Raw genomic sequence first — 26,075 nt, 5'->3', positions numbered from 1 at the left:
CCCCACGGGCGCGAAGGAAGGAAACCCCCATGTTCTCCGCTCTGGGCTCGGCCCTGCACCGACGGCGGATCGCCGTGCTCCTGCTGTCCCTCCTGGTCACCGCCCTGGCCACCGTCTACGGCGGCACCGTGGCGGAGAGACTCTCCAACGGCAAGGCCGACTACGACGATCCCGGCGGCGCAAACGTCGCGGCCCGCGAGGTCATCGAGCGCGCCACGGGCATCGACCCCCAGCAGGGCCATGTCCTGTTGGTGCGCACCGACGAACCGGTCGAGGCGACCACCACCCCGCCGAAGGCGGTCGCCGCCGCCGCGGCGCTCCTGCGGTCCCGTCCCGAGGTCGAGCAGGTGGTCGACTACACCTCTCCCGGGGGCACCGCGCTGATCTCCAGGGATGGGCGCAGCACCGTGGTCGTGGGCGCCGTCGGGTCCCTGACGGACCAGCGGAGCGTACGGGCCGAGGAGGAGCTCCAGCAGGCCATCGACGACGACCCAGCCCTGCGTGGCCGCGCCTTGCTCGGCGGCGCCACTGCCGGTCACGTCCAGGTCGCCGAGGTCTCGGACACCGACCTGGCACAGGCCGAACTCCTCGCCACCCCGGTCATCCTGGTGGTGCTCTTCCTGGTCTTCCGCGGGCTGGTCGCCGCCTTCATCCCGCTGCTGGGCGGGATCGTCTCCCTGCTGCTCACCATGGCGGGCCTGCGGGTCGCCACGGAGTTCATGGACGTCTCCACCGGCGCGATGAGCCTGGCCTTCGCCCTGGGCCTCGGCCTGTCCATCGACTTCGGCCTGCTGATCGTCTCCCGCTACCGCGAGGAACTGGCCGACCGGGGCCCCGGCGCGGAAGCAGTACTGCGGACCGTCGCCACCGCGGGCCGTACCGTGCTGTTCAGCGCGCTCACGGTGGCCGCGGCGCTCGCCGCGCTGATCGCCTTCCCGCAGCCCTATCTGCGGTCCATGGGCCTGGCCGGAGTCATCACGGTGGTGTCCGCGGCCCTGTTCGCCCTCCTGGGACTGCCCGCGCTGCTGGCCCTCCTGGGCCGGCGGATCAACTCCCTCGCCCCGCGCCGCTGGCAGCGGACGGCCGACTCCGCGCGGGCCACCGAAGGCCGCTGGTACCGCATGGCCCAGGCGGTGATGCGCCGCCCCGCGGCCTTCGCCCTGCTGGCCACGGCGGTACTGCTGGTGATGGCCTCCCCGCTGCTCGGCGTCCGCTTCACCGGTGTGGACCCCACACTCCTGCCGGAGGAGACCAGCGCGGGCAAGGTGGCCGCCGTGCTCGACAAGGAGTACGACGCCCCGGCCACCTCGCCCCTGCAGATCGTGCTGACCACCGACGGCACCCCGGACACGTCGCGGCTCACCGACTACACGGACCGGATCGGCGCGGTTCCGGGCGTCGAGTCGGTGGGCACGCCCGTCCAACTGGACGACCGGCACTGGGAGATCGACGCCGTACTCACCGACAACCCCCTGGACGAGGGGGCCAAGGACGCCGTGGGCACCGTCCAGGACCTGTCCACCCCGTATCCCGCCCGCTACACCGGCACGACGGCGGACTTCCTGGCACAGCGTCAGAGCATCGCCGAGGCCCTGCCTCTCGCGGGCGGCATCCTGGCCGGTGTCACCCTGTTGCTGCTCTTCGCCTTCTCCGGCTCGGTGCTGCTGCCGCTGAAGGCCCTCGTGATGAACCTGCTGTCCACCAGCGCCGCGTTCGGCTTCCTGGTGTGGGTGTTCCAGGAGGGCAATCTCGGCTTCTCCGCCCAGACCGGGCTGGAGGCCACCACACCCGTCCTGGTCTTCGCGCTCGCGTTCGGCCTCTCCACGGACTACAACGTCTTCCTGCTGAGCCGTATCAAGGAGGCCCGGTCGCAGGGCATGGACAACCGGACGGCGGTGGCCCACGGCCTGTCCCGCACCGGCGGGATCGTCACCTCGGCCGCCGTCCTGTTCTGCATCCCGGTGGGCGCGCTCGCCCTCTCCCGTCTGGTGTTCATCCAGGAACTGGGCCTGGGCGCGGCCTTCGCCGTCCTCATCGACGCCACGCTGGTACGCGCCCTCCTCGTCCCCTCCCTCATGGCCCTCCTAGGCACAGCCAACTGGTGGGCCCCGTCCCCCCTACGCACCCTGCACCGCGCCCTCCACCTGGACCGCATGGAAACCCCGGCCCCGCCGGCCCCCGCGCCCGCCTCCGCCAAGGTGCCCGATGTTCCGGATGCTCAGGATGTTCCGAAGGAAGCATCCTCACCCATCGTCTGACACGCCATCAGGTAGAAGCGGGCTCGCCGCGCTCGTACTGCCGCAGCGATCCGTCAACGAGGATGCCCAGGCAGGCGCCCAGGGCCATCGAGCGCGCGAGCGCATTGTCGGCGGACGAGCCTCCGGGGTTATCCCTGGCCCGGTGTGGCACCGGAGAGGTCGTCACCAGCGTCGGTTCACGGTTGCCTTGGTGCCGGTCACCAGGCTGGCCGGCGGAACGTCATCGGCCACGACCGCGCCGGCGGCGACCACGGCATCGCGGCCGATGCTGACGCCGGGCAGGATCGTGGCACCGGCGCCGATCCACACGTTCTCCGCCACGTCGATGGGCGCGCCGGTGAGGTACAGCCGCCGCTCCTCGGGATCGACCGGGTGGCCGCTGGTGATGAACGTGACCTTCGGGCCGACCATCACGCGCTCGCCGATCCGGATGCCGGCGTAGTCCAGGAACGTGCAGTTCTGGTTTATGAACACGCGCTCGGCCAGGTCGAGGTGGAGGCCGTGGTCCGTGTAGAAGGGCGGATAGATCGTCACTCGCGTCGGCAGGGGCTTGCCGAGGATCTGTTCAAACAGTTCCGCTTTGCCCGCATCGTCCTCGAAGGGCAGGACGTTCAGGCGGGAGGTGAGTTCGGTGACCTGCAGGACCCTCTCGGCCATGGCTTGGAACTCGGCGCTGTGGATGCGCATGAGCCGGTCGCTGGACATACCACGATCCCCTTTTCTGCTGATCTGCGTCGCGACGGTGGAACGTACCAGTGGGACGTCTCGGAGAGCCTTTCACTGACAGCACTTAGCCCCGCGGGACAGTCCCAGGAGCAGGCCCGCCCTCTGCCTGCTGACGTCGCGCCCCGCAACTTGATGGCCACCGAAGCGCGCCCCTGGCCATCGAGGCGACGCCGCCTCGGCCCAGCCGGGCTCAACGCCTCCTAGGGAGGCCGGCCTTGGGGAGAGTGACGAGTTGCACGACCTGGGGCCAACAAGTTCCGCTCGCCCGATGAACGGTTGGCCCGTCAGCTCGACCTGCCTGCCGCGCGGCAACGGTGAAGACGTCGAGCCTGCGGCTCGCACCGCATTTGAACTGGCCACCAGCAAGCCGACTTCGTCCACGTCGTGCGGACCCACGGCCCTGTGACATCCATGGCGTCGCCCTCCGCTCATGCCTGCCAGTCGTCTGCTTGCAATTTCTGTTATCGGACGTCCCTTCCGGGGGTCTCCTAACCGTCCCACCAGGAACACGACCTTCGACCCCGAGGAACGAAGCCCGTGACACGACAGCTCGGTTGCCGCATCATGTCGCGCTCGCGCGCAGGCCGACGCCCTCGACGCGATGCCCGGGGGCATCATTCCGGCCGAGGACATGTGCTGCTTTCTGGGTCCTGAGATGGTTCACATGCGAACGCCTGGTGGAGTGCCCTGACCCTGCCCCACCGCAGGCAGAGCGAAGTCACAGATTCTGTACGGGGGAAGAATGCGCGAATTGGACATACGAGTGGTGATCGTCGACGACGAGATCCTCATACGGGAAGGAGCCAGAAGAGTCCTCGACACTTTCCGGGGTGTGCGCGTCGTGGCTGCCTGCGCGGGGGCACAAGCCGCTGGTGAGGTAAAGCGCTGGCAACCGGACCTGGTCCTGCTCGATGTCAGGATGACTCACCGCGACGGCCGCAAGACGCTGGCGGAGCTGCGCATGTTGAAGCGGCCGCCGGTCGTCGCCATGCTGACTGCCTCCGACGCCGAGGAGCACATGTTGGCGGCGCTGCACGGCGGGGCGGCGGGCTTCCTCCTCAAGGACACCGTCCCGGAGCAGCTGGAGTACGCAATCAGGGAGCTGGTCAAGGGGAACGCTGTCATCGACCCCAGGATGGCCCGTACTTTGATCCATGGGTACGTGACCTGCGGAAGCGGGCGAAGTACGTCTGCCGGAAGCGAGAGCGCGCGGTTGGTCCCGATCCCGACGGAGCCCAGGGCCCGCGCCGACTGGGTTGCGAACACGGGGCGTGCCGAAACGGAGGAGTTCACGGCGCGAGAACGGGAAGTGCTCGAACTTCTTGCCGAGGGCCTCTCCAATACCGAGATCGCCAAGGAACTCCACATCGGCACCACCACTGTCAAGGACCATGTCAGTGCCCTGTTGAGGAAGTTGGGTGTGGCCAATCGGGTGCAGGCGGCGGTCCGGGCCCACCAGCGAAGTCTGGTGAGTGATGCGCAGGCAGGGACGCTCCGCACGGCGTGATCCATGTGAGATTCCCCGCCTGGGCCCGCTCTCGGCCAAGCAAGTGGCCGCAGGGTGCCTCAGCCAGCGCTGACGGAGGGTTTCTCGCCAGGGCCGCATGGCTGCGGCGGGGCGGTCACCCACCGGCCGATGGCTGAGCCGGCCAACAGACCTCCACCTGGAGGGGGTCACCCGGAGGTACCGGTGGATCCGACTGAACGCCATGATCGTTCTCGGCCCGAGTATCCGTGTGACAGCGCACGAAGGCTTCGAGTTCCCGTATCGACGCTACCGCTACGGGATCGGCGCACGGGAGTCGCGGCCTCATCCAATGTGATTCGAGGGAGTAATCCATCATGAGCTCGTTCGCCACCCGTAAGACGGCCGGCGCCACGGCTGCCGCCGCTGCCATCAGCGTCATCGGCCTGGCCTTCGCCGGCATCAGCGTCATGTACGTCGCTGGCATGTTCGGTCTGTCGACCGCGGTCGCTTCCCAGATCGTCAGCGCGATCGAGGTCGGCGGCTGGGTCCTGGCCGCCGCGATGGCCCTGGTGTCCGGCGGCATCGCCAGCGCGGTCATCGCGACTGCCAAGTGGGCAATCACCAAGTGGGGCAAGACGGTCGCCGTCGCCTAGTTGACATGACCGAGTAGCTGGGAAGTCACCATTTCACAGGCAACTCGCACAGCCGCCAGGGACGTTACGAGGCGTATGGTCGCCATCGCGTTCTCGGTGTCCCTGGCGGCACTGTGCACAGGAATCGCACTGGGTTACATGAGCATGGACCAAGGGGGCGGTGACGGTGTCTGGTCGGGGCCCGGTGCTCAGTCGGCCGCGGCGCCCTTCACCGACTCACTCGGTCCCATCGTGCTCCGTAACACCGGGGCCGCGATGCTGCTGTTCTCCGGTGTGCTGACCGCGGGATTCTCCACCGTCGTGGCACTCGGCCTGATGGCCGCGTACATCGGCGCCACATTCGGAGCGGCAGCCCGTACCGCCGGATTCCAGGAAGCGCTGGGCTCCATCGTCCTGTACGCGCCGATCGAATTCCTCGGGCTGCTGTTCGCAGCCACCGCCGGAATGCTGCCGGTAGTGGTGGGCGTGGCAAACGCCCTGCGCAGCAGCGTGGAGGACGGCAGATCGCCGCTGCGGGCGTACGCCGATTCCGTCGCGCTCTCGCTCAAGACGCTCGGCGTCGCGGTCGCGGTCATTCTGGTCGCGGCACTGGTGGAGTCACTTGTGATAGCCGCTCGCTAGGCGAGGGGGATTGGAGGAATGACAACATGGCGGTGCCTACAACGGCCGTGCCCGCGGAGTTGGAACACGGCGCCGACGGAAAGCCGCGGAAGGTCCGCCGGCCTGGACCGACGAGCCGAGTCTTCTGGCTCATCGCCTACGGGCTGACGATCGCTGCCGTCCTGCTGCGGCTGCCCACGCTGCACGAGACCGTCCGACAGCAGCTGCGGGACAGCGACATGGCGGGCAAGGTCGAGGACAAGAGCATGGAGGCACTGGCAGTGAACATCGGTCTGCTGCTGGCCGTGTTCCTGTCGATGATGCTGCTGGCTGTCTTCTACTCACTCGCCGCTGTGGTGGAGCGAAACGTCCTCACCATGCGGCGGCAGGCCGGCCGGGACCTGGGCTTCGGGCTCGGGTTCGTCATCGCCCTGCTGTGCACCTTCCCCGTGCACCTTGTCTGCTCGGCGCTCGCCATCTCGTCCCCCAAGACAACCGGTTGGTACTACTTGTACGTCCTGCTGGTTGCCCTGAGCGCACCCATCCTCTTCCGTAAGGACTGGGTCGGGCTCGATCGACGCAAGATCATCACTACCTACGCCTTCACCGTCGGGCTCGCGGGACTCTCCCTCGCGGTCTGACGGCAAGGCTGAGTGAGAGAGAGCCATGCCCCCCACCACCTCACAGCTGACCGTCGAACGGGCTGCCGCAGCCGTCGTGGCCTTCGCCGGTGCGGTGTCCGCCGCCGTTCTGTTCATCGAGGACACCCGGGCGCCGGGTACGCCCGCGTGGCTGCTGTCGGCCCTCGCCGTGCTCGGCGCGGCCGTACCGCTGTTCATTGTGCTGGTGCTGCGCAAGCCCTCGCACCGGGCGGCCCTGGTGGCGTTCCTGCCGGCGGCCGCCTGCCATGCAGCAGCCCTTGGTGCCTCGGGTGGTGGCCTGCCGCTGAAGGTCCCGCTGGGTCTGTCCATCGTTGTGTCCCTCCTGGTCTGCGTACGGGTGACCGTGCTTCGGGCGGAGGCGTCGGAGAACCGGCCGCGGAACCGTTTCTGAGATGCCTTCACCCCGTACGTCCGAGTCCGGCCTGCGCAACACCGTCGACTTTTTGCTCTTCGAGCGGCTGAACTCGCTGGGCTGGAGCATGCCCATGCAGGTCTTCCGGGTGCTCTGCGCCATGGGCAGCGTTGTGACGGTCCCTGTGTTGCTGGCCGGGACCCTCCTCGGGGCGCACTTGCTGCACCGGACGACCGAGCTGCCCGGCCCGGTCCTGGCAGGCGGTTTCCTCCTCGCCAACCTGTATGGGGGCGGGGTGTATCTGCTGCGCGAGGCGTTCTCCCGGCGACGCCACAGTGTCAGCGGCAGCCCGAACGAGCCCTTCTTCCGGGCCCTCGACATCAGGGCTCGCGATGTGTTCTTGGTGTACTGCGCCGCCCGCATTCTCTACTTCCATACCGCCCTGCTCACTGTGGACGCGGCCTTCCTGTTCGTCTTTCAGGACTCCTTGGCCGGCTCGCTCACGCCAGGGCTGATCTGCGTGCCGCTGGCACTGTGCGCGCTCACGCTGGCCGTGTCGGCCCGGCTGGCCACGCGTGCCGGTACTGCAGTGCCCGCCGGGCCTGGTGTGCTCGCGGCGCTGGGCCTCGTCGTGTTCGTCACGGGCCTGGCCACGGGGATGCTGCTGGATGGCCCTTGGGCGGGAGGTACGGCAGGTGTGGGCGGAGGCGGTAGCTCAGGCGTGGGCGTGACCTCCGGTACGGGCGTGGTCGCGCCGCTGACCATCGCCGTAACGGCGACCTGCGCGGCCCTGACAGCCGCCGCCCTGCTCCGCTTCGCACGCGACTTCCGCCACCTGGACCGAAACGCGTTCGCCATCCGCCCTTCCACCCAGTCCGCCACCGTGCCCGCCATGGTCTTCCGGCTTGCGCGGCTGCCGCTGCTCCCGGTCCTGCACCGGCACTTCACTTCCGGCCGTACCGCTCCCATGGTCAAGCGGATCTATGCGGCTCTGCTCATGGCCGTACTGCTGCTGGCCGGAGTACACGCATCCGGCAGCGGGCTGCTGCCGCTGCCGGTCGGTGCGGAACGGCCTCTGACGCGTACCGCGGTCGCCTTCGGCTTCGTCCTGATGCTGGGCTGTGTGGAGTTGGTGCTGGCCACCAGCGGCCCGACCACGCTCGGCCCTCAGCTTCGTTTCGCTTGGGAGAACCTGCTCTCCCATCGCCATATCGCGGTGAGCGCCACGCTCTACCACACCGCCCACGCGGTACTCCTGGCCACGGGCGTGGCGGTGGCCGCGGGCCTGGTGAACGGCACGGTGCTGTGGCAGCTGCCGTTCCTGGGACTCGGGGTCATGTCCGCCTCGTTGATCGCGGAATCCCTGGCCTCGGCACCCAAGCGGCTGGTGGATGGCACCAGCGCGCCGGGCGTGTTCGTGGCGTGTGTCTCCATCGGGCTGGCCCTGCCGGCCCTCGCGGGCAGCACCGCGTACCCCCTGCCCCTGCGGCTACTGGCTGCCTTCTACAGCGTCTGTCTCTTCGGAGGAGCGATCACGTGCATCGGCCGTCGGATCAGAACCCTGCCCTTGAGATCCGCGATGTAACAGCGGGCTATGCGGAGGGCAGTCCCGTGTTCACTGGGCTCTCGCTCTCCTTCGGCGCACCGGGGCTGGTACATCTGCGGGGCGGCAACGGTTCGGGCAAGTCCACCTTGGTGGAACTCTGCTCGGGATACCTGTTGCCCTGGCAGGGCAGCGTACGGGTCGGTGGCCTGGACGCGAGCAGCCCGGCCGCCCGGTCCGGACGCCGGATCTGCCGCACCCAGCCCGCCCTGTACCCCGACATGACGGTTCGGGACCACATCGTCTTCACCTCGCGATGCCGCGGCATCGATCCCAAGGGCGGCCTGGACCGTGCCGTGGGGCTGGGGCTGGAGCCATGGCTGGACCACGCTGCGAAGACGCTGTCCACCGGCAACACCCGCAAGCTCTGGTACGTCGTCTGCACCCTCGGCGGATTCGACTTCGCCGTCCTTGACGAGCCGTTCAACGGTATCGACCAGGAGGGCGTGGAGAAGATCGCCGAGGAACTGTCGGGGTGGGCCGCCGACCGTCTCGTCCTGCTCATCAGCCACACGGCGCCCGCTGCCCTGGCCGTGACGGCCGACTTTGTACTGGACCGAACCCTGCTCTCTGGAGAGTCATGGCACTGATCGAGGCCCGCGGCCTCACGAAACGATTCGGCGAGAAGACGGTCGTGGAGGACCTCTCCTTCCGCGTGGAACCTGGGAAGGTCACCGGCTTCCTCGGCCCCAATGGTGCCGGGAAGTCGACCACCATGCGGCTCATGCTCGGACTCGACGAGGGTGAAGGAGAAACCCTCTTCGACGGTGTTCCGTACCGTGCACTGGCCCAGCCCGCACGCCGTGTCGGGGTCATGCTCGACGCACGTTCCTTCCACCCGGCCCGGACGGCTGTCAACCACCTGCGGATGCTTGCGAAGGGGGCCGGGCTGCCGGTCTCCCGTGCCGACGAAGTGCTGGAGCAGGTTGGGCTCACCTCGGTCGCCGCCGCCCGGCCCAAGGGCTTCTCGCTGGGCATGTGCCAGCGGCTGGGCCTTGCCGCGGCATTGCTGGGCGACCCGGACATGCTGATCCTGGACGAGCCCGCGAACGGGCTGGACCCGCAGGGCATCCACTGGCTCCGGGAGTTCCTGACCCGGTATGCGGCAGCCGGCAACTCCGTACTGATCTCCTCGCACCTGCTCGCCGAGGTGGAGGCGGTCGCCGACCACCTGGTCGTCATCGGCCGCGGCCGGCTCCTCGCCGACCTGCCCCTGGCCGAGTTCATCCGCTCCTTCGAACTGGAAGCGGTACTCGTGCGCAGCTCCGACGCGGAGGGACTTGCCACGGCCGTGGCGGAGGACGGAGGCACGGTGGTGGAGAGGGAAGCCGATCTGGTCGTCGTACGCGGACTGACGCAGCGGCGCATAGCTGAGATCGCCGCGCCGCTCGGGATCCTCGTCTACGAGTTGGTCGCCCGCACTTCCACGCTGGAGACCGCGTACCTGCGCGCCTCGGCGGAACAGACCGACTACAACGCTCAGCCGGCCGGCCAGGAGAAGGTGACGGCATGATGACAGCCCTCGCTTACGAGTGGTGGCGGTTGCGGACCTTGCGCAGCGCCTGGTGGATGGCAGCCGTCACCTTGATCGTCACTGCCCTGCTGGCCTTGGCTTTCGGGGCCCTGATCAAGGACATGTCGTCGGATCAGGGACAGGCCCTACCGGTCTCCGAACTCCTCGTGATCATGCTGACGAAGTCTCCGCTGACGCCGGTGATCGCCGGCACACTCGGGGTCTTCGCCATGGGCCACGAATACCGGTACGGCACGATCCGCACCACCCTCGCCCTGACTCCCCGCCGACCCGTCGCATTCGGTGCCAAGGTCGCATCGATCGCTGCCGTCAGTGTCGTGCTGGCGCTCGCCAACCTGGCTGTGGCCTGGGCCGTCGCCCTCCCTCTGCTGGCCGGCGAATCCCTGACGGATGTATCGGCAGCGCTCCTGGTCCGCGTCCACCTGGGGCAGGTGCTGCTGATCGTGGGCTGGGGCCTGGCGGGCGTCGCCCTGGGCACGCTCATACGCTCCCAGACCGCGGCCCTGCTTATCCTGCTGGCCGTCCCCTTCGTGCTGGAGCCGATGCTCCGCGCGGTTCTGGCAAACTCCGGCCAGTCGGTGCTGGAGCATGCCGCGATGTTCTTGCCCTTCGCCGCGGGCAGTGCCATGACCAGCGCAGCGGACGCGGGCACCACCCTCATGGACAGCAGCGCCCAACTGGGCCCGCTGGTGGGCGGCGTGGTCTTCCTCGCCTTGGTCACGGCGAAGACGGCAGCGGCGGCGACGGCCTTCCAACGCCGCGACGCCTGACCCGGACCAGAACGGAAGTGGCTCGTCCCGACGCTACCGGGACGAGCCACTTTCTCACGATACGGCTCTATCCCGCCTGGGCATGCCGAATGCTCCCCGTGAACCGCTCCGGTTCGAATGGAGGCTCCGGCCTGGCCCGAGTTGCATCTCGGCGAGGCCTGGGCCTCACACATGTGCGCCTTGGCGATGTCGCAGCGGCGGCCGTCGATGGCGGCCCACATGACCGAGGAGGGAACGGCGCTGCGGAGGCGTAGAGGCTGCTGCGCAGACGCTGTGTGGCGCTGCTGGCGTTCTGGAGGTTCAGCGCCTCGAAGCGCCGCCTCTCTTCGTAGGCACTTTCACTGTCGATGCTTGTTTATGTGAGGAAACTACGGACAGCGCTGGTGAGTGCTGCATCGCCAACTCGTAGGTGAACCGGGGGAGCCACGGTTCACAAGGTAGACCCGCAGAACACCACCGGGAACCGGTTCACCGGCGAGCGCTTCGAGAACGCCCTGAACGTCACGCTCAACTCGGTGGTGTTCCGCTCCTCCGGCCAGGACCTGACCACCACCGGCACCTACATCGAGATGGCGTCCCGCGTGACCGAGCCTGTCCTGTTGGGCCTGGCGGTCCTGGCCGTCCGTAACCGCGTCAAACGCTGACCCCAGCGCCCCCACGGTCAGGGGTCGGCGGAACTCCGCAGCCACCGGATACTGAAGCAACCGGCGCGCCCGGACCGCAATGAGTTGCCGCGCGGAGGATTTCAGGGCCCAGGTCGCGGCCCCGTCCACTGAATCTTCCGTGCGGCCCGACAGGAATGCCGCAGACGCTGCCCGACGCCGTTGACGTAAAGGGCGAACGACTCCGGCCCAGGCCGTCAGGTAGTTACTGATGTCTTCGGGTTGTTGTCGGGGTGATCCCTGCGGTAGGCCGGTGGCATGCGGTACGCGCAGGGTGGCGGGCTGACCGTGGAGCCGCGGCGGCATCGCCCCGAACAGCTCTCGGCAAATCAGCCAGTCCGGTGCTGTCCCTGTCCGATAACGCCTTCTTGTGGCCCTCCGGCCCGTTTCTCACACTGCCCGAAGGGGCGGCACGAGGGGGGCGGGCGATATGGCTGCACGGGCGGGTCGACGGCGGCGATCCCGGCGTGGTGCGCGGGCTGCGTTACTTCGTAAGTGGGGGGCTCTGTTGGCGTTGGCCATCGTGGTGCTCCTGGCGTGGGCTTGGAGCACCCTCTGGCCGTACGTCGTCTGCGTGCTGGGGACCGGCGCACTTGGAGCCGCCGGATGGTGGTTGGGGCGGGTACACAAGGCCGCGCGCGACGGTGACCGTCGCTGGCGTGCAGAGGAGGAACGCAAAGCACGGGAGATGTCGATGGCGGCCGTCGACGCCCTGCCGTGGGAGGAATTCGAGGTGTACGTCGCCGAACTATGCCGTCGCGACGGGTGCACGGACGTCGTCGTAAGCGGCAGGAAAGGGGACCTCGGCGCGGACGTCGTCGGCCGTATGTCGGACGGTCGGCGCCTCGTTGTGCAGTGCAAGCACTATGCGCCGCACCGGTCGGTGCCGAGCGAGGACATGCAGAAGTTCGTGGGCACGGCGAGGCTGGAGCACAAGGCCGAGGTCGCTTTGTTCGTGACCACTTGCCGCACATTCACGAAGGACGCGATGGGGCTCGCGCTCCGGCACGACATCGTCGCGCTGCACCGGGACCTCCTGGGTGCCTGGGTGAAGGGTGCGCGTCTGGAGTCGCTGCTGCCGTTGAACGGAGCAGGCCTGGGGAACAGACCGGGCCGCTATCGCGGCGCTCGCAAGACGAAGCGCGATGCGTGAGGGAGTTGGAAGCGACCCGCGCCCAACTCCCCTGCGACAGCAGTACTTCGCACTGTGCGATTAGAGGAGCCGACCCTCTTCGTGAGCTGTGCCGCCAGTCCTACCCAGAAGACTCACGAGAGGCAGAGCTTCATTGGCATTTCGGCGAAGGATCTTGATCGAGCGCCCTTCGACCCAGGCGTTCCACGCCTTCAAGTAGTAGGTGAGGTGCTCCCTTGAGTCGTCACGCTTGCGGCTTGACTTCCCCTGCTTCAGCGCAGCCATGGTGTTGCGCAGGATCAACCGAGGGTCGTTGCGCTTGAGATTTGCGCCGGTCATCAGCCCGTCCAGCCATTCGTCGTTCGCGACGTCCGGCCTATCCGTGGTCGTTGCGTAGATGCCGACTGCTGCCGCGGTAACCGTGATGCGGACTTCTCGGTTGAGGTTCATGCCTGCTTCCAGGGCCTCGCGAATCCCTGGATTGTCGTCGAGAACCTTCCTCAACTGGTCATGAGAGATCGTCGCTGACGGTCCGAGCCATCCAATCTTGGGCGCGGTCCGGTACAGGTGGAGCCCCCTGAGCGCAGCGGCGAGGTGCTGCGTCCTCCGCTCGCCCTCAAGGTGCAGCAGGTCCCGGGCTGTCCGCCGCTTCCCTGTGTCCATGACTGAGAACGTGGCAGGATCGACGCCACGAGCGATGAGTAGCTCTGCTGGCTTCCTCGCCTGGACGATGGCGGCGAGCCGATGCTGTCCATCGAGCAGACGTCCGTCAGCAGTGAAGGCGATGCCCTGGTGATGGATGCGCCATTCGCCGCGCTCCAGAGCGCGTGCAAGCGATGACACATGTGTGGCGCTCAGAGGTCTGTTGCCGCGGTTGTTCTCGCTGAGCCACTTCTGCGCCTTCTCGGGAGTAACCAGCTCCATCTTGACTTTGATCACTGCTGTTGGCTCATCTCTGTTCATCGCTCCGTGGTCTTCGTGATTACGACGAGGGGCGATGGAGGACACACCGTTGGTCAACACGTCGTGAGAGTGCCTCAACACAGGCCGACGAGGCGCCACCTGCGAATTAACGTTCATCCGCTAGGCGAGATTCACCCCCGAGAGCTTGTAGCAGGATCATTGATCATGCTCGTGCTACAAGCTCTCAGGGCCTGAAGCAAGGACCGCCAACTCAAGTCTGTTGCGGGCCTTTTCGCGGCGTTAGGTGGCGGTGACGTCCGGGTGGACGCGGTAGGTAACCGCGGGCTGGCGTCCCCGTGATCCGCTGCGCTCGGAGCGCAGTGCACGCACAAATCCGTGTTCTTCGAGCACAGTCAGCGCCGAGCACACGGACGCGACCGTTTTGAAGCGCCGACAGCCAGCGACGACGTCCTTGGCCTTGAACTGGGCTCGGCCAGAGCGGGTGATCCAGTCGAGCACGGCCTGGGCGTCGTCCACCGCCGGTTCGGCCGACATCAGGTCGAAGGACGCAAGGGCGTGTGCGGTGTAGTACTCGCCGATGGCGATGGCGCGCTCGATGGTGGAGGCCTCGATGGGCTGGCCCCAGCGGCCGGTGACGTGGTCGCCGAGGTGGAGCAGGCCGGCGATGCGGGCGACGGCGCCGATGCTGCACAGCAGCCACCGAGTAACAGGCCACGCTGATACCTGTAGCTCGGGAAAGGCAACGCACTCCAACGTGAAGCCGCCTCTCGGAAAGCGTAGTTCTGCGGGCGACTTTCGGCCAACTTGATTTGAAGGTAGCCGTACACAGCCGGACGTCCACGGACTCACCCGGACGCAGTGATAACTACTGAGACAGAATTGGACTGGCCGGGTTCAGCCCACGTCGAGTTACGTATCCCGCAGGGCGGGCCACACTGCAGGCATGGCGAGCTTTCAGCAGCGGAAAGCGGTAGGCGACGCTCACGAGCGATACGTCGCTGAACAACTCACCTTGCGCGGGTGGGAAGTCAACCCCTGGGGGCAGGGTCTGCTGACCAAGAGACTCCAAGATGCTCTTCGGGGAACCGACAGCTTCATCAGGTGGATCCCTGGCCTCATTGCAGCGAAAGGTAAGGATCTCGTACTGATCGACTGCAAGAGTCGCATGACCGGCAGGAGCACTGGTCGGCACGCCGTCGAACGAGCAGCTGTGTACGCCCACTTGCAGCTCGTCGCGTGGACACGACTCCCGGTCTACTACGTGTTCGACGATCTCGACGTGCTGGCGCCGCACGACGTTCTCATCGCAGGGCAGGAAGGCCCACACAGCATCGCCGGTTCGGGGCGCCGTACTTCTTGATTTCTGGGAGCTTTGCTCGCCGATTCGACGGCCTGTTTGGCTCCGGGGGATCGGCTGCTCAATGGGAAATTGCCTCCTAGCCCACGTGCCCTTCACTCAGCGACGTGATCAGGAAGGAAGAGAGTGACTGACTCCTGGCAGGGAGAGCCACTCACGGTGGCAAGCCCGTTGAAGGAAGACATCCACTACCGAGTCCATGACGTCACTACGGGGGAACTCCTCGGGTTCGGGACAGGGCGCAAAGGATCTCTCGGTACGGTGGTCGACCATTGCGCCCAGATCCAGGCGGCCCACCCTGGCCGACATCTCGTGATCCGGCAGTACGACCAGGCCGGTGGCTCCAAATTCGACCGGCCGCTGGGGCCATAGATGACCCTCAGCTTGTTCTTTATGGTCTGAGTCGGTTTCGTTCGATGATGCTCTCGGGTCGTTTCACGGTCTTGCCCACGTCGTAGCGGGTGGCAGACCGCCGGTTTTTCGAGCCAAGTGGCCTTCCAGGTCCGGGAGTTGAGGGTTTCGGTGCACGGGCCGGACAATGCAGGAGCGGGCGGAGGTTCCGAAACACCCGGCGGACTCGGGCCGGGGTAAGCCGGCCGGGCTCGGCGGGCTTCTCCCACGGCCGCCGCAAGTCGGCGGCGGCCTCGCGCAGAAGGCGGATCTGGGTGTGTGCGGCGATGATCAGCCAGGTCCAGCGCTCGCCGGCCTCGGGGGTTCGCAGCTTCGGACGGGTCCACCCGAGGGTCTGTTTTATCAGCCTGAAGAGGTGCTCGATGTCGAATCTCCGTAGGAACGCCTGCCAGCGCACGTCGACGTCCGCGCTGTTCAGGCCGGTGGCGGACGACCAGAGCCAGAGCGGCAGTGGGTCGCCGCCGCCGGGCAGGCTCTCGACCTGGAGGCGGATCAGCATGCCTTCGATGATGGGGAGTTCGCCGGTGTGGTCGATCCACGCGGAGCGTGTGGTCAGCCGGGGGTGGATGCGGTCCCAGGCCATCGCGCGGGCGGTGCCGTACCGGTCGGTGACCTGCGTCGTGGCCGCGTCCGGCTCGCCCCAGGTCTCCGTCTTGGCGAAGCGGAACTCCTTGCCGTGCTTCGGCGGTCGCCCGCCCTGGGGGTAGGACAGGGCGTACTCCTTGAGCGAAGGCGTGGGCCGTCGCATGACGCGGTCGGAGCGCATCCGTCCCAGCACCTCGATCGGGAGGCCGTCGAGGAGATGGGCCATGCGAGGGGCGTCGTAGCCAGCGTCGAAGATGATGAGGATGTCGCGGTCGCCGACGTGCCAGCGGCCCATCTCGATCAGGTCCGTGACCACACGGCGGAGCTGGGTGGCGGTGACCTCGGCGACGTCGTCCTCGGGTCCGAGACGGACGGCGTCCAGCAGCTGGCACCAGGACGTCCGGCCCGATTCGAGGGCGGCGACGAAGGAGTACGGCCAGCCGGGGATGAACTGGTCCGAGGACCGTCCGCTGCGGCCGTAGACGTGGCAGAACAGGCGGTCCGCGCTGGTCGGCGCGTCGGGGCGGAGCCAGTTGCTGACGTCGACCGCCAGGACCAGGCGCCCGTCAGCGGCCCGCGGCATCGGCAGACCGGCGAGCACTTGCCGCAACCGGGGCACGTCCACGTTCCCGCTGTTCAACGCCTCGTACATCGCGCCGTGCCCGCGCCGGTGCTCGGCTACCAGTGTGAGGTCCACCGGCGAGGTCACCGGGCCGTCCGCGCACAGCAACGCGTCGACGAGCTCGAACAGTTCGTCCCCGTGTGCGGTCAGGCAGTCGAATAAGTCCTCCCGGAAGCGTGACGCTTGCGCGAACGCTTCCCCGGGACCTGCGTCAGGCAGCAGACTCACTTCACGGCCTTCGTCTCGATCGGTGCACCTTGGTCGGAGCACATGATCAGACGAAGGCCGCTCCAGTGTCCGGCGAACGCCCAGGTGAGCGGCCTAGTTCGAGGCTCATTTCGACACTGGAAGGTCGAATTCGGCTCGCTACGCGGGTGCAGTCGATGAGTTTGGGCGGCGATAGGAGTCTGATGGAGGACACCCGATCTCTGGAGGCTGTCCTATGGCTGAACCACACGTTCTGGAAACCCGGGAAGCTCTGGAAAGGGCGATTCACGTCGAGCGGTCCGCGCTCGCTCAAGACCTCACCGGGCTCAGCGCGGCCCAGTGGGCGAAAGCATCACTGTGTGAACGCTGGACCGTGGAGGAGGTCGTAGCCCATCTGACGGCAGGTGCCAGCACGAGGATGTGGCGCTGGCTGCTGAGCATGCTGGCCGCTCGGTTCGACTCCGATCTGCACAACGACCGACGACTCGCAAAGCACCGTGGTGCTACGCCTGAAGAGACCTTGCGGCGATTTCGCGATGTTGTCACCGGGCCTGCCGGACCGACAGGACATACTGCGGCCTGGCTGGGCGAAATAGTCGTCCACAGCGAGGACATCCGTCGGCCATTGGGTCTTGTGCGGACACCCCCGGTGGCCACGACGACCGCCGTGGCCCGGTTCTTCGCCAGCCGCGATTTCACTGTCGCGAGCAACACTGCAATCGCGGGCTTGCGGGTCGAGGCCACTGACGGACCGTTCAGTACCGGCTCGGGGGATCTGCTCCGGGGGCCGACCCTCTCGCTGGTGATGGGGATGGCAGGCCGCGCAGCGGCCTGCGAGGACCTTGAGGGGGACGGTGCGGCAGTCCTGCGCGCCCGACTGCGCTCAGGTTAAAGAACAAGCTCAGAAGCTGTGTCTGATGCCTGCATGACAAACGGTGATGGCCGGTCCGTGCCGCCGCAGCGAGGCCGAACGGAGCCTCCGGGCGCATGGGGCTGCCAGAGCACCTGGCCGCTATCCGCCCGGGGTCACAAGCCCCGATTCGTACGCCACCACTACCGCTTGTGCCCTGCTGTCCAGGTCCAGTTTGGTCATCGTGCGGTTGAGGTGGGTCTTGACGGTCGCCTCGCTGATGTAGAGGCGATCGGCGATCTCCAGGTTGGACAGGCCGCGTGCGATCAGTTTCAGCACCTCGAGCTCACGGGAGGTCAAAGCCTCCAGGTCCGCGGGCTGTTCGCATGCGGTCTGGCGGGCGTACGCCTCGACCAGGCGGCGGGTGACGCTGGGCGCGAAGAGCGCGTCACCACCGGCGACCGCGGTCACCGCGGCGAGCAGCCGTTCGGGGCCGGATTCCTTGAGCAGAAACCCGCAGGCTCCGGCGCGCAGCGCCCCGTACACGTACTCGTCGAGGTCGAACGTGGTCAGCACCAGGATGCGGGGCGTCGGATCGGCGGCTTGGGCGAGGATGCGTTCGGTGGCCTCGATGCCGTTCATGCCGGGCATCCGGATGTCCATCAGGATCACCTCGGGGGCGGCCTCGGCGGCGAGCGCCACGGCGTCCACGCCGTCGCTGGCCTCGCCGACCACTTCGATGCCGGGTGCGGCGTGCAGCAGCCCGACCAGTCCGGCCCGGATGAGGTACTGGTCGTCCACGACGAGCACGGTGGTCATGTGGTGGCGTCGTCCCCCCGCCCTGCGGCCCGCGCGGAGGTCGGCAGGGTCAGCCGCACGGCGAAGCCACCTTGCTCCTGCGGGCCGATGCTGATCTGCCCGCCGTAGAGCTTGGCCCGCTCGCGCATGCCAAGCAAGCCATGCCCGCCGTCGCTCTGCACTCTGTCCAAAATCACCCCCTCTCCGTCGTCCGTGACCGAAACAGTCACGTGATGCGGCTCGTACCTCACCCATACCTCCGCACGCGCGCCGGGCGCGTGTTTCAGGACGTTGGTGAGCGCCTCCTGCACCACCCGGTAGGCGCACAGTTCCACACCGGGGGCCAGCGGGCGCGGGGTGCCCTCGACGGCCAGGGCGACCGGGACCCCGCCGGTGCGCACGCGTTCGGCCATCTCGTCGAGGCGGGCCAGGCCCGGCATCGGGGCGGCCGGGGCGCCGTCGTCGTCGGCGCGCAGCACCATGAGCATGCGGCGCAGCTCGTCGAGGGCCTCCTTGCCCGTGGCGTCGATGGTGTCGAGCGCGGTACGCGCGGTCTGCCGGTCGGTGTCGAAGACGAACCGGGCGAGACCGGTCTGCACGGAGATCACGGACATGTGGTGGGCGACCACGTCGTGCAGTTCGCGGGCGATCCGGCCGCGTTCCTCGGCCACCTCGCGCCGGGCCCGCTCGGCCTGTTCCCGGCGCAGTTGCCGGGTCAGCTCGGTCGTTCGGCGGGCGACGACGCCGAACCGCCACAGCACCGCCGGATAGACCACGGCCTGCCCGACGACGGACGGCCACGAGTCGGTGTGGCTCACCGCGCCCGCGTAGAGCCAGACCCCGCCCATCAGCGCGGCGCAGGGGACAGAGACGCGCAGCGCTCGCAGGGAGGCGACGGTGTAGACGGCGAGCATGGGGCCGAAGCTGCACACCACGGGCCAGTAGCCGGCGGTGATGTAGACCAGCCAGGTGGCGTGCACGAGGCAGCAGACCACGACCGGGGCCCGGCCGCGGAGCACCAGCGGCAGATGGACCAGGACCACCAGCGCGTAGGCGGTCACGTCGAGCGGGTTCTGCCCCTGGCGCTCGGCCTCCGGCCCCAGCAGCAGGGCCACACTGGTCAGCGCCGCCGCGATCAGCGCGTCGACGGCGAGGGGGCGGATCCGCATCGCAGCAGCGTAAGGCCGGTTCCGGTGGATGGGCGTCAAACTTCCGCGGTACCGCGAAAGTTGCAGGAACCTCGGAGCTACCGCCCGGGGCGGGCACGAACTTCAACCCAGCGCGGGACGACCGCGGGGTGCGGGACGCCGTAGGTTCTTGGACCAGCACCAAGGCGGCGCCGGCAGACCACCGGAGCCGCCAGGACCGCGGGTCGTCGGGGGACCCAACAGGGGGACCAGGCCCGTGGCCGGAAAGGACCGGCAAGACATGAACGTACGCAAGCGCATTGCACTGGGCGCGGCGGCGCTCGCCGCGGCGGCCACCGCCACACTGGCGCCAGCGGCCGTCGCCTCGCCGTCGGACGTCAGCGCGGCTGAGGGGGCCTGCACGGACTGGCGGAACATCCAGGTCGACGACAACGCCGCGGGGGTCAAGTACCGCGAGTGCGACCGGTACAGCGGCCTGAACACGCAGACCAAGGCCCAGCTCTACATCTGGGACAACAAGCGCGACGGCAAGGTCGCCCAGGTATACACGGCCACGGGCTCGAACCTGAACGGCCAGTGGCACCAGTCGTGGCACAAGTACTACGTCTGGGGCACCGAAAGCCACCACAGCCCGCTCGTGGACACGGGCTGGCACAAGGGCCACGACGTGAAGGTGCTGTTGAAGAACGTCCGGGGCTGATCCACGGCGGGGGTATGACGGTGCCCCGTCCTCCACATCGGGAGGACGGGGCACCGTCACGCATGCTGCATCGGCTCGGCCTGAGATGTGCGTTTCGCCCCCGGTTCATCTGGTTGGATGCGGGGCGACGTCGTGGGCAATGGTCCCATTCTTCCGCCGCCTGGCGCAGCTGTGCGCCGGGCAGCGGGTCGCTGTTTCCGCCTTCGCCCCCTCAGCGGCCGTCGGGCTTGGGAATGAGGCCGTCGGCGACCAGGCCGGCGAGTACCGCGTCGAGCGCGGTTCGCGCGGTTCGAGGCGGCTCGCTCCGCTCACCGCGCGCGGCACGGCCCCCGGCCGGGCCTGCGCTCCTGTCTCCGCCCCGCTCCAGCCCGGCCGGTGCCCGTGCCGCGCGCACAGCGATCAGCCACTTGCCGTGAGAGAAGGGGTACGTCGTGGCTGGGGCGGTCGGCTCCACGGCTTTACGGAGCCACTTTGGCGCGAGCCTCGAAGCCGCTCCACCGACCTCACAGTTCTGACGCGCGGCCAAACATCCGTTAAGGGATTAAAGAGCCAAACTATTTATTCTGAGCCGCTACGAGAACCCCGAGACTGCATCCGGATTCGAACCTGCGACACCCGCTTTAGGAGCAAGCCAAGATCGGTTTTGGGTCTGGTAGGGCAGGAGTTGGCTGATCAGGCAGGAAGCCGGGCGTGTGGGTGAGGGGGCGTCAATATGGCTTCTGACCTGCGCGGATACTGTCCCATCGAGTCCCGAAGACTCCTCGGAACTACCGAGGTGTACCACGCGCTACGTCCCCGCTGTGTCCCCGTCGGAGGGGGCGTGTCCCCGTTCTGTCCCCGTCGCGTCCTCGCGAGGCCGACACGGGAACTGCCTGTGTTCTGCGCCGAATTGAGGTACTGGTAGAGGCGCGGATCCCATTTTTGGTGAGCACCGCTCCACCTTCGCGGGCGGGTTGGCTTTCCCGATTGCTGGGGGCGCCGGTGTGTGGGGGAGTTGCGAGTTGGTGCCCGGGCTTCTTCAGGTCAGCGAACGCACGCCCGCGATGTCGTACTCGGCCACCGAGGCGGCGAGCATCGCAGCGCTTTGCTCGTCACTAGGTCCACTGCCTCGGAACGCTTCGACTGCGGCCTGCGACTCCCAGCGCTCGAAGATGTTGATGCGGCCGACTTCCACCAGATCAGCGGTGAGGGCGAAGTCGAGGCAGCCGGGTGCGCGGCGGGCCTGTTCAACAACGCTCACGCAGTTCGCGAGATACGGTCCACGCTGGTCCGGGTCGACGACGATGTGCCCCGCGACGATGACCATGTGCTGCTCCTCTGCTGGGTTCGACCGGCTGTCGCGGAGTATGACCGTCGGACAGTGCCGAACTCATCTGTGGGAGCGGCGATGGATGGATGCGTCATTTTCCTTCCCGCTTCTTTCTCGGGCCGACGCACAGCAGGACGAGGAAAACGATGGCGCCGATCAGGCCGAGGTCACTCCAGAGCGCCGAAGGCTGAAGCGTGCTGGCCGGCATGTTCGCCATCTGCACGATCACGAGGCAAACGACAAGACCGATTGCGGACTTTCGACGTGTCATCATGCGGGCGAGCATCCCAGGCGCCGCCGGGACCCCTCCCGAAGCGAGGGGCATCCGCGGTCGACTTCTGGCGAACGCAGGGGCGCCTGATTCGTCCTCGTATTTGAGGAGCGTCGCCCCGTTCTGACCCGGCCATTTTTCTGAACCGCTGACGCGCTCCCGAATCGGGGTTTGTCGTCGACGACCGCCGTCCGCAAGCAGATCAGTCCTTCGCTTCGCGGACGTCCTTTCCCAGCTCGGCGAACGCCTTGAAGTCCTGCATGTGCGGTTGCGACTGCTTGCGGAAGGCACCGGGCTTCAGGCCCCCTACCACCCGCATCAGCACGCCGCTGAACCGGTACTCGCTCTCGCTCACCCAGAGCGTCTTCTCCGGACCGGCTTCGGTCAGCCGGTCGCGCACGGCGCTCCACATGTCCTCGCCGACGATCTCGCGGTCGAAGTGAACGACGTTCCCTATCGGGATCTCGCGCAGGTCTGCAGGATCCCGGCGCGTGATGGTCTCGGTGCACTCGATCTTCTGCCGCCCCATCTGCATCACGACCCGCGACTTGGTACCGACCTCCCATGCACCCCACTCAGCGGCTCGTGCAGCACCAGGCCCGCAGCCACTTCGGCAGGTGTGCCAGGTCGGTGAGCAGCTGGAAGAGCGGTGCGGGCGAAGGACTCGGTGCCGGCGAGCTGACGCCGTCAGGACCGGGGCCTCGTCCATGGTGAAGCCGTGCGGCCCGGTGCCGTAGGCGACGTGGAGGATTTCCTCCATCGGGTCCTGGTCGGCTTCGGGGTGGTGGTCGGGGTCCCAGCCGAGGGTGAAGGCGCCGATGCCGGTGATGGCGTAGACGGCTTGGCCGGTGTCGAAGTCGGCGAATTCGGCCGCCTCGAGGGCACCGGTCCGCTGCCGAGGGTGAAGGTGAGCACAGAGGTGCCTTTCTCCTGGTTCAGGTATGGGTGAGGTAGGGGGCCGCCAACGATGTCGTGGGCGCGGCCCCCTGCGGTGCTGTGGTGTGGAAGGGCGGCGCTATCCGCGGTGTGCAGCGCGCCAGCCGCTGACGTAAGACGCCGTCGTCCTCGACGGAGGGGGAATCCGGTTCGGGGAACAAGTGACCGAATGCGGCCTTGCTCGCACCACTGGTCTCGGTCACCGTCGTGAGGCACCGCCATCCACGTCAGCCACCCGATGACCTCCCACCATCGGAGACCCTCCATGCTGCGGGTTCACTTCACCAACGAAGACGTTGCGCGTGTCCGCGTCGCCGCCACCCCCGACCCCCTCTGGGAGATCACCAACAGCTTCCAGGTCCTGATCAGCGAGGACAGCGGCCCGGTGTTCGGGCAGTGGCGGCGGCTCGTCAGGCCCCGCCTCGGCCCGGCGGACGGTCTGCTCGGTGCGCTGCTGCCGTCCCACGGCTACTCTCCCGACTTCCTCACCCCGGACCTGGCCGGCGCGACCGACCTGGACTTCGCGGTCGACACTGTGCTCCGCACCCCGCGCTCCGCTCTCAGCGCCGACCTCGCCCTGCTCGCCGCGTCTCCCAGGCGCTCCCGCTCACCGCTGCCCACCGAGGTTCGCGCCTTGGCCGACGGCGCGCCCGAGGACCTGCGCCGCCTGGGTACCGCCCTGCACGACTACCACCGGCGCATGCTCGCCCCCGTCTGGCGGCACGTCCGGGCCCAGGTCGACGCCGACCACTCGATGCGCGCCCGCGTGGTACTGGCGGGCGGCACCGAGGGGCTGCTGGCCGACTTCAGCCCGGTCCTGCGCTGGAATCCGCCGGTGTTGGAGGCGGATTACCCTGTCGACCGCGAACTCCGCCTGGGAGGAAGGGGTTTGGTGTTACAACCCTCCTTCTTCTGCCGTCGAAGACCCGTCATGCTCGCGCACCCCGCCGCCGACCGCACCCCAGTCCTTGTCTACCCCATCCAGCACACTCCCGGCTGGGCCCACCCCGGCACCCCCGCCCACGGCGCGGAACTCGGCGCGCTGCTCGGCCGGACCCGCGCCGCGATCCTTGCGGACGTCGTCACCGGCCGCACGACCGGCGAACTCGCTCAGCGCTTCGGCATCTCCGGCGCGGCAGCCAGCCAGCACACCGCCGTACTCCGCCGGGCGGGACTGCTGCTGAGCGTCCGCCGCAGTAAGTACGTCCTGCACACCATTACCCCCGTCGGCCTGGCCCTTCTCAACGGCGCCCCGGCTTCCGTTTAAGGCAGAACTTCAACCTGTGGCGCCGGGGACGTTTACGGCAACAGCGTGGGGAGGTCAACGCAGCGTTCTGGCAGGGGGTTTGAGGGCATGTGCAACAAACAACGTTCCCTTCTCGGCGTCCTCGGCGCCCTGTTGCTGGCACTGGTGGCAGTGTTCGCGGCCGGTCCCGCACAGGCGGCGGTTCCGCCGGACCGTGACCTGAACCAGGTCCTGACGCTGCCGGCGGCGCCCGCGTCGACGCTGTCGGCAGCCGCGGTGTCCCCGACGATCACGCCGGCCGTCCGCACGGAGCACGGCCGGCCCGGCGACGACTACACGTGCCCCAGCGGAAACCTCTGCCTCGTCGTCTGGGATCCGACGACCGTGGATTACAAGGTGTTCTTCCTCTACACCTGCCAGCTGTACGCGCTGCACTACTGGCAGGGCTGGGGCAACTTCTACGACGCTCAGACGGGCGGTGTCACCTCGTACTTCTACGACCAGAACATGGGGGAGCTCAGACGCTTCACCCCGGAGGGGTCCCACAACATCGACCAGAACTGGGACCCGGTCTGGTACGTCCGTAACTGCTGACCCCGCTCACCGCGTACCGGCGGCTCGCACGTTCCACCGCTGCTCCACCTTCGCGACCGCCAGTACGCCAGCACGGTGTCAGGCCAGTCAGACGGTGGTGTACGGATCCAGCCGCCCGTCGTCCGCGGCCGGGGTGCTGCGCAACAGCACCCCGCCCGGGATCAGCGCCTCGGCCGTACGGTCATGGAGAAGCCGGCGTTCAGGAGTTCCGCCGCGAACGCTGCGCCATCCTCCGCCGAGTCCTGGCCGGGCCGGAACGTCCGCGCCTCCGGCAAGGGCGTCGGCGTCGGCTTGGGCTCGGCAGACGGCTTGCGCCCGCGGGGCTTGATCTGCTCGCGCTCGCCCGCCCGAATCCGGGCAACACCCTCCTGGATCGTGGTACGCGCACGCAGCCTTGTACTCCTTCAGCCGCCCCGGCAGGTACTCCCATGTTCCGTCCTCGGCGAGCCCGAGCACGGTCGGCAGCAGCCAGTAGGGGTTCCCGGAGATAACGGCGTCCGGCTCTCCGAGCACGCGGTACGGGAAGCGCTTTGCCGCCATGCCCGACACGTTCAGCGGTCATTTATTCGAACTTCGTACGGCCTGTCCAAGCTGACCCACAGCACGGGGGAAATGATGATCAGGACACTATTCCGGACCGATGACCTACCGTCGGCGGAACGGTTCGAGGCGTGGCGTGTGATGTCCGACCAAGGGTCGGTGCCCATGGAGATCCGCTGCGACCACGAGGACGACTTCCGCGCAGCCGCAGGCAGCGTGCACCTCGACGCCGTCGACGTCTCTCATACGTCCATTCCGTCCATACGGGCCTACCGAACACCAAGGCACATCCGGCGATCGGATCCGGAGCTGTACCACCTGCGGTTGAACTTGACCGGAGAGACGGACCTGTCCCAGGCGAACCGGGAGACCACGATCGGCTTTCGGCAGTTCGCGCTCCTCGACACCTCGCGGCCCTACGAGGGAGCCAATACCCGTGGCAGGGTCGACGCGGTCGTCGTCCGCTTCCCGCGGGCGGTTCTGCCGCTCCCGGAGACCAGGGTCGACGAGTTGGTGGCCCGGTGCCTCTCCGGGCGTGGGGGAGTCGGGGCCATGCTCGCCGACCTCCTCACCCGCTTCATCAAAGAGACAGATACCTATCGGCCGGCCGATGCCTCCCGTCTGAGCATGGTCCTGCTCGACCTGGTCACCGCGCTGCTCGCCCACGAACTCGAAGCCGACAGCCCCGTGCCGCCCGAGAGCCGCCCGCGCGCCCTGCTTCTGCGCGTTCAGGCGTTCATCCAGCAGCACCTGGCTGACCCGGAACTCAGCCCGGCCATGATCGCAGCGGCCCATCACATCTCGCTCAGATACCTGTACCGCCTCTTCGAGCAGCAGGGGCACACCGTGGCCGCGTGGATTCGCGCCCAACGCCTGGAGCGGTGCCGCGCCGACCTCGCCGACCCCACGCAGTGCGCCACCGCCATCCAGACCATCGCCAATCGCTGGGGATTCACCCACCCGGCCGACTTCAGCCGCGCCTTCCGTACCGCATACGGCGTGCCACCCCGGGACCACCGCCGAGCGGCGCTCAGTTCGTCGGTGTGCAAGCAGGGTTAAGTACCTGTGCACGCTGTGCCGAGGACTTACACGCGGCGGGACGGAACCATGAATGACCACAGGAATTCGCCACAGGCAGTTGCTGGGAGACGGCGTAT

28 protein-coding genes and 2 pseudogenes are annotated in these 26,075 nt (G+C 67.8%); 18 read left to right on the top strand and 12 right to left on the bottom strand.

What is annotated here, in order from left to right; genetic code table 11:
• Positions 1–29: 29 nt before the first annotated feature.
• A complete protein-coding gene (locus tag ACQEVY_RS18915; protein WP_432949971.1) occupies positions 30–2,258 on the top strand; it encodes an MMPL family transporter in 2,229 nt (742 codons plus the stop codon).
• Between the two features lie 162 nt (positions 2,259–2,420).
• Here ACQEVY_RS18915 and ACQEVY_RS18910 read toward each other — a convergent pair whose 3' ends face one another.
• Positions 2,421–2,963 (bottom strand): DapH/DapD/GlmU-related protein, encoded by a 543-nt coding sequence (locus tag ACQEVY_RS18910; protein WP_432949969.1) that lies wholly within the window; start codon positions 2,961–2,963, stop codon positions 2,421–2,423.
• A 787-nt stretch (positions 2,964–3,750) separates the two neighbouring features.
• Here ACQEVY_RS18910 and ACQEVY_RS18905 point away from each other — a divergent pair.
• The 9 genes from ACQEVY_RS18905 to ACQEVY_RS18865 all read left to right on the top strand — a co-directional run bounded on the left by ACQEVY_RS18905 (position 3,751) and on the right by ACQEVY_RS18865 (position 10,626).
• Positions 3,751–4,491: a response regulator gene (locus tag ACQEVY_RS18905; RefSeq protein WP_432949967.1), complete on the top strand. Its 741-nt coding sequence runs from the start codon at positions 3,751–3,753 to the stop codon at positions 4,489–4,491.
• 335 nt (positions 4,492–4,826) lie between these two features.
• On the top strand, positions 4,827–5,105 hold the full coding sequence (locus tag ACQEVY_RS18900) for a hypothetical protein (protein WP_432949965.1): 279 nt from the start codon (positions 4,827–4,829) through the stop codon (positions 5,103–5,105).
• Between the two features lie 75 nt (positions 5,106–5,180).
• On the top strand, positions 5,181–5,726 hold the full coding sequence (locus ACQEVY_RS18895; RefSeq protein WP_432949963.1) for a stage II sporulation protein M: 546 nt from the start codon (positions 5,181–5,183) through the stop codon (positions 5,724–5,726).
• Between the two features lie 26 nt (positions 5,727–5,752).
• On the top strand, positions 5,753–6,346 hold the full coding sequence (locus ACQEVY_RS18890) for a hypothetical protein (RefSeq protein ID WP_432949961.1): 594 nt from the start codon (positions 5,753–5,755) through the stop codon (positions 6,344–6,346).
• A gap of 25 nt (positions 6,347–6,371) precedes the next feature.
• Entirely contained in the window at positions 6,372–6,758 is a 387-nt protein-coding gene (locus ACQEVY_RS18885) for a hypothetical protein (RefSeq protein WP_432949959.1), read from the top strand.
• Between the two features lies 1 nt (position 6,759).
• Complete coding sequence (locus ACQEVY_RS18880; RefSeq protein WP_432949957.1) at positions 6,760–8,304, top strand: hypothetical protein; 1,545 nt, start codon at positions 6,760–6,762, stop codon at positions 8,302–8,304.
• A 26-nt stretch (positions 8,305–8,330) separates the two neighbouring features.
• Entirely contained in the window at positions 8,331–8,912 is a 582-nt protein-coding gene (locus ACQEVY_RS18875; RefSeq protein ID WP_432949955.1) for an ABC transporter ATP-binding protein, read from the top strand.
• Positions 8,903–9,835: an ATP-binding cassette domain-containing protein gene (locus ACQEVY_RS18870; RefSeq protein WP_432949953.1), complete on the top strand. Its 933-nt coding sequence runs from the start codon at positions 8,903–8,905 to the stop codon at positions 9,833–9,835. Before ACQEVY_RS18875 ends, ACQEVY_RS18870 begins: the two co-directional genes overlap by 10 nt.
• A complete protein-coding gene (locus tag ACQEVY_RS18865; RefSeq protein ID WP_432949951.1) occupies positions 9,832–10,626 on the top strand; it encodes an ABC transporter permease in 795 nt (264 codons plus the stop codon). Before ACQEVY_RS18870 ends, ACQEVY_RS18865 begins: the two co-directional genes overlap by 4 nt.
• Before the next feature lie 128 nt (positions 10,627–10,754).
• Here the strand turns inward: ACQEVY_RS18865 and ACQEVY_RS18860 are convergent.
• Positions 10,755–10,936, bottom strand: a pseudogene (locus tag ACQEVY_RS18860) (XRE family transcriptional regulator); the annotation flags it as partial.
• A 124-nt stretch (positions 10,937–11,060) separates the two neighbouring features.
• Here ACQEVY_RS18860 and ACQEVY_RS18855 point away from each other — a divergent pair.
• Positions 11,061–11,270, top strand: a pseudogene (locus ACQEVY_RS18855) (pentapeptide repeat-containing protein); the annotation flags it as partial.
• A 523-nt stretch (positions 11,271–11,793) separates the two neighbouring features.
• Entirely contained in the window at positions 11,794–12,441 is a 648-nt protein-coding gene (locus ACQEVY_RS18850; RefSeq protein WP_432955297.1) for a restriction endonuclease, read from the top strand.
• Positions 12,442–12,501: 60 nt separating this feature from the next.
• Here the strand turns inward: ACQEVY_RS18850 and ACQEVY_RS18845 are convergent, their stop codons facing one another.
• Together ACQEVY_RS18845 and ACQEVY_RS18840 are read right to left on the bottom strand one after the other, a co-directional pair.
• The gene (locus ACQEVY_RS18845) at positions 12,502–13,383 is read right to left on the bottom strand and encodes a hypothetical protein (RefSeq protein WP_432949949.1); all 882 of its coding nucleotides are present in this window, start codon (positions 13,381–13,383) and stop codon (positions 12,502–12,504) included.
• Positions 13,384–13,623: 240 nt separating this feature from the next.
• Complete coding sequence (locus ACQEVY_RS18840) at positions 13,624–14,097, bottom strand: DUF3987 domain-containing protein (protein WP_432949947.1); 474 nt, start codon at positions 14,095–14,097, stop codon at positions 13,624–13,626.
• A gap of 190 nt (positions 14,098–14,287) precedes the next feature.
• Between ACQEVY_RS18840 and ACQEVY_RS18835 the strand changes: the two genes are divergently transcribed.
• A complete protein-coding gene (locus ACQEVY_RS18835; RefSeq protein ID WP_432949945.1) occupies positions 14,288–14,704 on the top strand; it encodes a hypothetical protein in 417 nt (138 codons plus the stop codon).
• Positions 14,705–15,092: 388 nt separating this feature from the next.
• Here ACQEVY_RS18835 and ACQEVY_RS18830 read toward each other — a convergent pair whose 3' ends face one another.
• Entirely contained in the window at positions 15,093–16,547 is a 1,455-nt protein-coding gene (locus ACQEVY_RS18830; RefSeq protein ID WP_432949943.1) for an NF041680 family putative transposase, read from the bottom strand.
• Positions 16,548–16,761: 214 nt separating this feature from the next.
• Between ACQEVY_RS18830 and ACQEVY_RS18825 the strand changes: the two genes are divergently transcribed.
• The gene (locus ACQEVY_RS18825) at positions 16,762–17,418 is read left to right on the top strand and encodes a maleylpyruvate isomerase family mycothiol-dependent enzyme (RefSeq protein ID WP_432944686.1); all 657 of its coding nucleotides are present in this window, start codon (positions 16,762–16,764) and stop codon (positions 17,416–17,418) included.
• 120 nt (positions 17,419–17,538) lie between these two features.
• On the opposite strand, the gene ACQEVY_RS18820 is transcribed toward ACQEVY_RS18825, so the two are convergent.
• Together ACQEVY_RS18820 and ACQEVY_RS18815 are read right to left on the bottom strand one after the other, a co-directional pair.
• Positions 17,539–18,195: a response regulator gene (locus ACQEVY_RS18820; protein WP_432949941.1), complete on the bottom strand. Its 657-nt coding sequence runs from the start codon at positions 18,193–18,195 to the stop codon at positions 17,539–17,541.
• Positions 18,192–19,343, bottom strand: coding sequence for a sensor histidine kinase (locus tag ACQEVY_RS18815; RefSeq protein WP_432949939.1), 1,152 nt, complete (start codon positions 19,341–19,343; stop codon positions 18,192–18,194). Before ACQEVY_RS18815 ends, ACQEVY_RS18820 begins: the two co-directional genes overlap by 4 nt.
• 259 nt (positions 19,344–19,602) lie before the next feature.
• Here ACQEVY_RS18815 and ACQEVY_RS18810 point away from each other — a divergent pair, with 259 nt between their 5' ends.
• Positions 19,603–20,022: a hypothetical protein gene (locus ACQEVY_RS18810; RefSeq protein ID WP_432949937.1), complete on the top strand. Its 420-nt coding sequence runs from the start codon at positions 19,603–19,605 to the stop codon at positions 20,020–20,022.
• A gap of 211 nt (positions 20,023–20,233) precedes the next feature.
• Here the strand turns inward: ACQEVY_RS18810 and ACQEVY_RS18805 are convergent, their stop codons facing one another.
• The 4 genes from ACQEVY_RS18805 to ACQEVY_RS18790 form a co-directional block, all read right to left on the bottom strand.
• On the bottom strand, positions 20,234–20,476 hold the full coding sequence (locus ACQEVY_RS18805; protein ID WP_432949935.1) for a hypothetical protein: 243 nt from the start codon (positions 20,474–20,476) through the stop codon (positions 20,234–20,236).
• Positions 20,477–21,040: 564 nt separating this feature from the next.
• Complete coding sequence (locus tag ACQEVY_RS18800) at positions 21,041–21,328, bottom strand: putative quinol monooxygenase (RefSeq protein WP_432949933.1); 288 nt, start codon at positions 21,326–21,328, stop codon at positions 21,041–21,043.
• Positions 21,329–21,422: 94 nt separating this feature from the next.
• Positions 21,423–21,605 (bottom strand): hypothetical protein, encoded by a 183-nt coding sequence (locus ACQEVY_RS18795; RefSeq protein WP_432949931.1) that lies wholly within the window; start codon positions 21,603–21,605, stop codon positions 21,423–21,425.
• Between the two features lie 199 nt (positions 21,606–21,804).
• Complete coding sequence (locus ACQEVY_RS18790) at positions 21,805–22,140, bottom strand: SRPBCC family protein (RefSeq protein WP_432949929.1); 336 nt, start codon at positions 22,138–22,140, stop codon at positions 21,805–21,807.
• A gap of 663 nt (positions 22,141–22,803) precedes the next feature.
• Here ACQEVY_RS18790 and ACQEVY_RS18785 point away from each other — a divergent pair.
• Positions 22,804–23,805, top strand: coding sequence for an ArsR/SmtB family transcription factor (locus tag ACQEVY_RS18785; protein WP_432949927.1), 1,002 nt, complete (start codon positions 22,804–22,806; stop codon positions 23,803–23,805).
• Between the two features lie 87 nt (positions 23,806–23,892).
• Positions 23,893–24,378, top strand: coding sequence for a hypothetical protein (locus tag ACQEVY_RS18780; RefSeq protein ID WP_432949925.1), 486 nt, complete (start codon positions 23,893–23,895; stop codon positions 24,376–24,378).
• Positions 24,379–24,465: 87 nt separating this feature from the next.
• Here ACQEVY_RS18780 and ACQEVY_RS18775 read toward each other — a convergent pair whose 3' ends face one another.
• A complete protein-coding gene (locus tag ACQEVY_RS18775; RefSeq protein WP_432949923.1) occupies positions 24,466–24,918 on the bottom strand; it encodes a hypothetical protein in 453 nt (150 codons plus the stop codon).
• 141 nt (positions 24,919–25,059) lie between these two features.
• On the opposite strand from ACQEVY_RS18775, the gene ACQEVY_RS18770 reads away from it, so the two are divergent.
• A complete protein-coding gene (locus tag ACQEVY_RS18770; protein WP_432949921.1) occupies positions 25,060–25,977 on the top strand; it encodes a helix-turn-helix domain-containing protein in 918 nt (305 codons plus the stop codon).
• Positions 25,978–26,075: the final 98 nt, after the last annotated feature.

Origin of the sequence: Streptomyces sp. CA-288835, from assembly GCF_050936385.1 — a bacterium.
Classification (GTDB): Bacteria; Actinomycetota; Actinomycetes; order Streptomycetales; family Streptomycetaceae; genus Streptomyces.
The sequence above is the reverse complement of the archived record's forward strand: the minus strand, read 5'-3'. Positions and strand labels throughout refer to the sequence as shown.